Below are 6,484 nucleotides of genomic sequence, written 5' to 3'. Positions count from 1 at the left end.
AAGACCCCTTGAAGACGACGAGGTAGATAGGGCAGAGGTGGAAGTGTGGTAACACATGGAGCTGACTGTTACTAATAGGTCGAGGGCATAACCAAAGCAGTGATAGGTTTGGATGATGGTGTTGGTTTTGACTGTATGTAGTTTTGAAGGTACATGGAATATAGACAGGAATGAGAAGCAGTGCGAAAGCGCTGTTTTTTTTCTTGCAAAAAAATCAAATTTCTTGACAAAGAAAAGATTTTGCTATATGTATATATCAGATGAGGATTGTGTGTTTCGCGGCAAAAATGCCGGTGACATTCTTGACAAAAGTATATAGAAAAGATGAGATAATAAATGATCAAGGGAAGAATCATAATAGCTGATATAGAAAAAATATCATGCAATAAAGAGTGGATTCTCTCACAGATAGCACAAAGATATGTTGAAAAGTATCAGAAGCATAAGAGAGAAACGGATAAAAAACAGGAGCTGATAGCGGGATATCTTTTAAAAGAGTATTTAGGTGTAGAAAATGATGCTCAGCTTGTAATAAGTAAAAATGGGAAGCCGATGCTTGTGGATGCAAGAAAACATTTTAACCTGTCACATAGCGGTAAATATGTAGTTCTAGCGATTGCTGATCAGGAAGTGGGCATTGATATTGAACGTGTGCGTCCGTATCACGAAGCTACAGCGAAGAAGATATTTTCGAATGAAATACAAAATGCAATGTCTGAACTTTGCGGGGAGGAAAAAGACCGGATATTTACTCAATTATGGACAGAACTAGAAGCGAAGCTGAAAGTAAAAGGCATTGGATTTAGCAAAGAATGGGAAAATGAAAAAGTAAAGGAATATTTTATTGAGACAAGATGTATAGATGAATATTATGTAAGCTTAGCAACAGAAGAAAAAATTTCTGTAGAAATAGAATGGTTTACAGGGAATGGAAAGGAAGTAAAAAAGTATGATTAAGCCTATTATGAGAGACATATTTTTCTTAAATCAAAAATCAGAACCGGCGACAGAAGCGGATAAACAGATAGCAATCGATCTGTTAGATACATTGAAAGCAAATGAAGCAGGATGTGTAGGTATGGCAGCAAATATGATTGGAGCAAAAAAGAGAATCATTGCAGTGAATATGGGGATGTTTAATATTGCTATGTTTAATCCGAAAATCGTGAAGCACACAGGCGTTTATGAGACGGAAGAGGGGTGTCTGTCATTAGATGGAGTGCGAAGCTGCAGACGTTATCAGGAAATAGAAGTTGAATATCAGGATATGAATTTCAAGAAGAAAAAAGAGAAATACAGCGGATGGACAGCCCAGATCATTCAGCATGAAATAGATCATTGCGACGGGATTTTGATATAAATTTTATTTGTGCATTGAGGAGGTGCATCGCATGGATTTCAAGTATTGCAAATTAGAAATCTTTATTCCGGAAACACATATTTCGCAGCTACAGAAAGCATTACAGTCAGTAGATGCCGGTCATATAGGCAATTATGATTCATGTATGTCATGTTCACAGCTTACCAGTTACTGGAGACCGTTAGGCGGGACATCTCCTTATATTGGAAATGTAGGTGAAATCAGTTGTGAACCTGAAGTAAAAGTTGAGGTAACTGTATTTACAGAGAAAGTGGATGAAACTATTCAGGCAATCAAAGAGGTACATCCATATGAGGAACCGGTAATCAATGCATTGCCGATTTATCGGACAAGTTTTTAAGGGAAAATGAAGTCTTACGATCAGACAGAAAGGAGGTTTGATCGTAAGGCTTCTTTTGTTGAAAAACTACAGGAAACAGATGGTTTATCTTTTTCTCGTTGCGGTATCAAGGAAACAAGTATTTCTCATCAATCTGAGTTGCCCGTTCACAACAAAATGCACAAATATGCATCGCAAAATATGTTGAAAATCCTACTTGAAAGACGAACATGTGTTCTATATAATAGAGACATCAACGAAAGGAAAGGGGAATATGCCATGAAAGAACGCACCTATATTGCAATTGACCTGAAATCTTTTTACGCTTCTGTGGAATGTGTGGAACGAGATCTGGATCCGTTGGAGGTGAATCTTGTCGTGGCAGATGTGACCCGTACAGAGAAGACTATCTGCCTGGCGGTATCTCCAGTGCTGAAGTCTTATGGGATTCCGGGAAGAGCCCGCTTGTTTGAAGTTGTACAGAAAGTAGCGGAAGTGAATGAGGCGAGACGGTATCGAAGTCCGGGTGGGAAATTTCAGGGAAGTTCGTCTGACCAGCGTGAATTAAGGAAACACCCGGAGCTGGCATTGGATTACGTGACAGCGCCACCAAGGATGGCTCTTTATATGGAATACAGCCGCAGGATTTATGCAATCTATCTGAAATATATTGCGCCGGAAGACATACATGTTTATTCCATAGATGAAGTGTTTCTTGATGTAACTTCCTATCTGAAAACTTACGGACTCACGTCGGAAGAACTGGCGAGGAAGATGATTCGGGAGGTACTTCATGAGACTGGAATCACAGCGACTGCCGGGATTGGGACGAATCTGTATCTTGCAAAGATTGCAATGGATATTATGGCGAAACATGTCGAACCTGATGAAGATGGAGTGAGAATTGCGAAGTTGAATGAACGAAGCTATCGAGAACAACTTTGGAATCATAGACCATTGACAGATTTCTGGCGCGTAGGAAGAGGGTATGCGAAGAAGCTGGAGGAGAATGGTCTGTATACAATGGGGGATATTGCCCGCTGTTCAATGGGGAGCGCACAGGAGTTTTACAATGAAGAACTATTGTATCGTTTATTTGGCGTGAATGCAGAACTCCTGATTGACCATGCATGGGGCTGGGAGCCGTGTACGATGGAGGCAATTAAGAATTACAAGCCTTCATCGAACAGTGTCGGTTCCGGTCAGGTATTGCAGTGTCCGTATTCTTATGAAAAGGCAGGCCTCATTGTTCGGGAGATGACAGAATTACTGGTATTGGATCTGGTTGAAAAAGGGCTTGTGACTAACCAGATTGTACTGACAGTAGGATACGATATTGAAAATCTGAAACAATCAGAATTTCAGAAGAATTACCGAGGTGAGATAAAGACAGACCGTTATGGGAGAAAGATTCCGAAGCATGCACATGGAACAATGAATTTGGAAGAGCATACGTCTTCCACGCGAAAAATTGTGGATGCAACGGTAGAACTGTATCAAAGGATTGTGGATACCAAACTGCTTGTACGCAGGATATCACTGGCGGCGAATCATGTGATACAGGAATGTGAGATTGCAGAGACGGACTCGTATGAACAGATGGATCTTTTTACAGATTATCAAGCGAAGGAAGAACAAAATCAGCGGGAAAAAGAAGAACGGGAGCGTGAGAGAAGCATGCAGCAGGCAGTCCTTGAACTCAAGAAGAAATTTGGAAAGAATGCAGTGCTGAAGGGAATGAATCTGCAGGAAGGAGCGACAACTATTGAGAGAAACAGACAGATCGGCGGACACAAAGCATAAATATGATGATATTTTAGATTGTCCACATCACGTATCTTCTGTTCATCCACCAATGCCGTTGATGGACAGAGCGGCACAGTTCGCTCCGTTCTCAGCATTGACCGGATACGAAGAGGTCGTGAAGGAAGAAGCAAGACTTACAGAACAGAGAGTAGAACTGGATGAGGAGGAACTGGAACGGTTAGATCAAAGTTTACAATATCTTAAGAAACGCTTACAGGACGAGAGGGAAACAAATCCGGATGTGAAGATTACGTATTTCTGTGCAGACCAGAAGAAGGAAGGTGGTCAATATCGAACTGTTCAGGGGAAGGTGAGAAGAATCAGACAATATGAAAAAGCGGTCGAGTTGGAAGACAGGACAGCAATTCCAATCAAAGATATCGTGCAAATTTTAGTGTTGTAAATAAATAAGAAATTTATTCAAGCTTATATAAATAATATGTTCCAAGCTGGTATGTTCATGTGAGTTTTATTATACAACAGATTCTGATTTCATGCATAGAATAGTTAAGAGAAAGTATCGGCAATCATGGAATAATGCCTATGAGATTCTGTGAATTAAAAGAAAAAGAGGTAGTGAACATCTGTAATGGAAAATGTCTTGGAGGTGTAGTAGATCTGCAGATAAATGAATGCTCCGGTGCGATAGAAGCATTGATTGTTCCGGGACCGGGAAAGTTCTGTGGATTCTTTGGAACGGATAGCGAATATGTGATACCATTTGCATGTATAAAGAAGATTGGACCGGATATTATTCTTGTGGAAATTAAAGAAGAAAAGTTTTTGCAAAAATATTAGACATTGTGTATAATGAAGGCAATAAGATACGTGGAAAGGCGGAGTGGATTATATGAAGTGTCCATATTGTGGCAATCCAGATACAAGAGTGATTGATTCCAGACCAGCAGAGGATAATAGTTCTATCAGAAGAAGACGTTCTTGCGATGAATGTGGCAAGCGTTTTACAACTTATGAAAAGGTAGAGACGATCCCACTGATTGTAATTAAGAAAGATAATAACCGTGAACAGTATGAAAGAGCGAAGATAGAGAATGGAGTTCTGAATGCATGCTACAAGCGTCCGGTTCCGGCTGAAGAGATTCAAAAGACAATTGATGCGATTGAACTGTCAATTTTTAATCGTGAAGAGAAAGAAATCCCAAGCAGTGAGATTGGTGAAATTGTTATGGAGAATCTGAAAGCATTGGATCCGGTTGCATATGTCAGATTTGCATCTGTCTACAGAGAGTTTAAAGATGCGAATACATTCATGGATGAATTGAAGAAATTTCTAAAATAATAAAAATCGGTTATACTCTATTCGTGAGTATAACCGATTTCAATCTTTCGGAGAATGTTAGTATATTACACGGGGGCGAGAATGAGAACTTATAAATTAACAATTGCTTATGACGGAACTGCATATCAGGGATGGCAGAGACAGGCAAACACAGAGAATACTTTGCAGGGAATTCTGGAGCGAACAATTTCGTCAGTGGCAGGATATCCAGTGGAGATTGATGGTTCAGGACGAACAGATGCAGGTGTTCATGCGAATGGACAGACTGCAACAGTAGTTCTTTCTGGTCAGGTGGAGGATGGATTTTTTACAGAAAAGATAAATTCAAGATTACCCGGAGATATTCGGATTTTAGATGCAGAGCTTATGAGGAATGGATTTCATGCGAGAAAAAGTGCGGTCGGAAAAAGATACATTTATCAGCTTGATCTGGCAGAGAAAGCAGATGTATTCACGAGACGATATACATATCATTTTCCGCAGCAATTGGATTTAGATGCGATGAGAAAGGCAGCACAATTGTTGATTGGCACGTATGAGTTTGCCGGCTATACGGATAAAAAGGATGAAAAGTCCACAAAAAGAACAATTTATGCTATAATGATTTGCGGACAAGGAAGCAAAGTCAGTATTCAATATGAAGGAACAGGATTTCTTTACCATATGGTAAGGATTTTGACAGGAACTTTGCTGGAAGTTGGAACCGGAGCACGAAGCATAGAGAGTGTGAAGGAACCTTTGAAATCAAAAGATAGAAGTCAGGCTGGATTTTTAGCACCTGCAAGAGGTTTATTCCTTGATGAGGTGTATTATTGATTCGGTTATGGAAAGTTGCTGATTATTCACAGAAAAGTTGGCTAATGGTCGGTGAACAGCAACACTCTTGAAAGGGAGGATGCAGCAGATTGAAATTAATATCATGGAATGTAAATGGTATTCGTGCCTGTGTACAGAAAGGATTTCTTGAGTTCTTTCATGAGGCAGATGCGGATATCTTCTGTATTCAAGAGACGAAGATGCAGGAAGGACAGCTAAATCTGGAATTAGAAGGCTATCATCAGTATTGGAATTATGCTGTGAAGAAGGGGTATTCCGGAACAGCCGTGTTTACAAAGAAAGAACCATTGTCGGTGAGTTACGGAATCGGTATTGAGGAGCATGACCGGGAAGGACGTGTGATCACCTGTGAATTTGAAGAGTTTTATTTCGTTACAGTGTATACACCGAATTCTCAGAATGGGCTGGCAAGGTTAGATTACAGAATGAAGTGGGAGGATGACTTCCGTACTTATCTGAAGAAGTTAGAAGAGACAAAACCGGTGATTGTGACCGGAGATATGAATGTAGCGCACAAAGAGATTGATCTTAAGAATCCGAAGACCAACCGTAAGAATGCAGGATTTACGGATGAGGAAAGACAGAAGTTTACTGAACTTCTGGATGCCGGATTTATTGATACATTCCGGTACTTTTATCCGGAGCAGACAGGAATCTATTCCTGGTGGTCTTATCGTTTCAGTGCCAGAGCGAAGAATGCAGGCTGGCGTATAGACTACTTCTGTGTCTCGGAAAGTTTAAAGGACAGACTGGACGATGCGAAGATACTTACAGATATTATGGGATCAGATCATTGCCCGGTTGAATTGGATTTGAAATAAATGATAGAAAAAGGAGAAGA

At 40.2% G+C, this 6,484-nt stretch carries 9 protein-coding genes and 1 rRNA gene; all 10 read left to right on the top strand.

The features are described 5' to 3' along the window. Positions 1–95 (top strand): 23S ribosomal RNA (locus DXB52_RS06910); the annotation flags it as partial. A gap of 241 nt (positions 96–336) precedes the next feature. Next, complete coding sequence (locus DXB52_RS06900) at positions 337–957, top strand: 4'-phosphopantetheinyl transferase family protein (RefSeq protein ID WP_118084865.1); 621 nt, start codon at positions 337–339, stop codon at positions 955–957. Beyond that, a complete protein-coding gene (locus DXB52_RS06895; RefSeq protein WP_118106824.1) occupies positions 950–1,360 on the top strand; it encodes a peptide deformylase in 411 nt (136 codons plus the stop codon). Before DXB52_RS06900 ends, DXB52_RS06895 begins: the two co-directional genes overlap by 8 nt. A gap of 31 nt (positions 1,361–1,391) precedes the next feature. Continuing rightward, complete coding sequence (gene cutA / locus DXB52_RS06890; RefSeq protein ID WP_117540245.1) at positions 1,392–1,721, top strand: divalent cation tolerance protein CutA; 330 nt, start codon at positions 1,392–1,394, stop codon at positions 1,719–1,721. A gap of 258 nt (positions 1,722–1,979) precedes the next feature. After that, positions 1,980–3,503: a Y-family DNA polymerase gene (locus tag DXB52_RS06885; RefSeq protein ID WP_118106823.1), complete on the top strand. Its 1,524-nt coding sequence runs from the start codon at positions 1,980–1,982 to the stop codon at positions 3,501–3,503. Continuing rightward, positions 3,466–3,909: a hypothetical protein gene (locus DXB52_RS06880; RefSeq protein ID WP_181989175.1), complete on the top strand. Its 444-nt coding sequence runs from the start codon at positions 3,466–3,468 to the stop codon at positions 3,907–3,909. The genes DXB52_RS06885 and DXB52_RS06880 overlap by 38 nt, the downstream gene beginning before the upstream one ends. 140 nt (positions 3,910–4,049) lie before the next feature. Next, a complete protein-coding gene (locus DXB52_RS06875; protein WP_117540249.1) occupies positions 4,050–4,304 on the top strand; it encodes a YlmC/YmxH family sporulation protein in 255 nt (84 codons plus the stop codon). 52 nt (positions 4,305–4,356) lie between these two features. After that, positions 4,357–4,806 (top strand): transcriptional regulator NrdR, encoded by a 450-nt coding sequence (gene nrdR / locus DXB52_RS06870; RefSeq protein WP_054751843.1) that lies wholly within the window; start codon positions 4,357–4,359, stop codon positions 4,804–4,806. A gap of 81 nt (positions 4,807–4,887) precedes the next feature. Further along, positions 4,888–5,622, top strand: coding sequence for a tRNA pseudouridine(38-40) synthase TruA (truA, locus tag DXB52_RS06865; protein ID WP_117836262.1), 735 nt, complete (start codon positions 4,888–4,890; stop codon positions 5,620–5,622). Between the two features lie 89 nt (positions 5,623–5,711). Continuing rightward, complete coding sequence (locus tag DXB52_RS06860) at positions 5,712–6,464, top strand: exodeoxyribonuclease III (protein WP_117836260.1); 753 nt, start codon at positions 5,712–5,714, stop codon at positions 6,462–6,464. The last annotated feature ends 20 nt before the right edge of the window (positions 6,465–6,484 follow it).

The sequence above is a fragment of the Ruminococcus sp. OM04-4AA genome, assembly GCF_003462585.1.
GTDB lineage: Bacteria > Bacillota > Clostridia > Lachnospirales > Lachnospiraceae > Mediterraneibacter > Mediterraneibacter faecis.
This window is presented reverse-complemented; position numbering and strand designations above follow the sequence as displayed.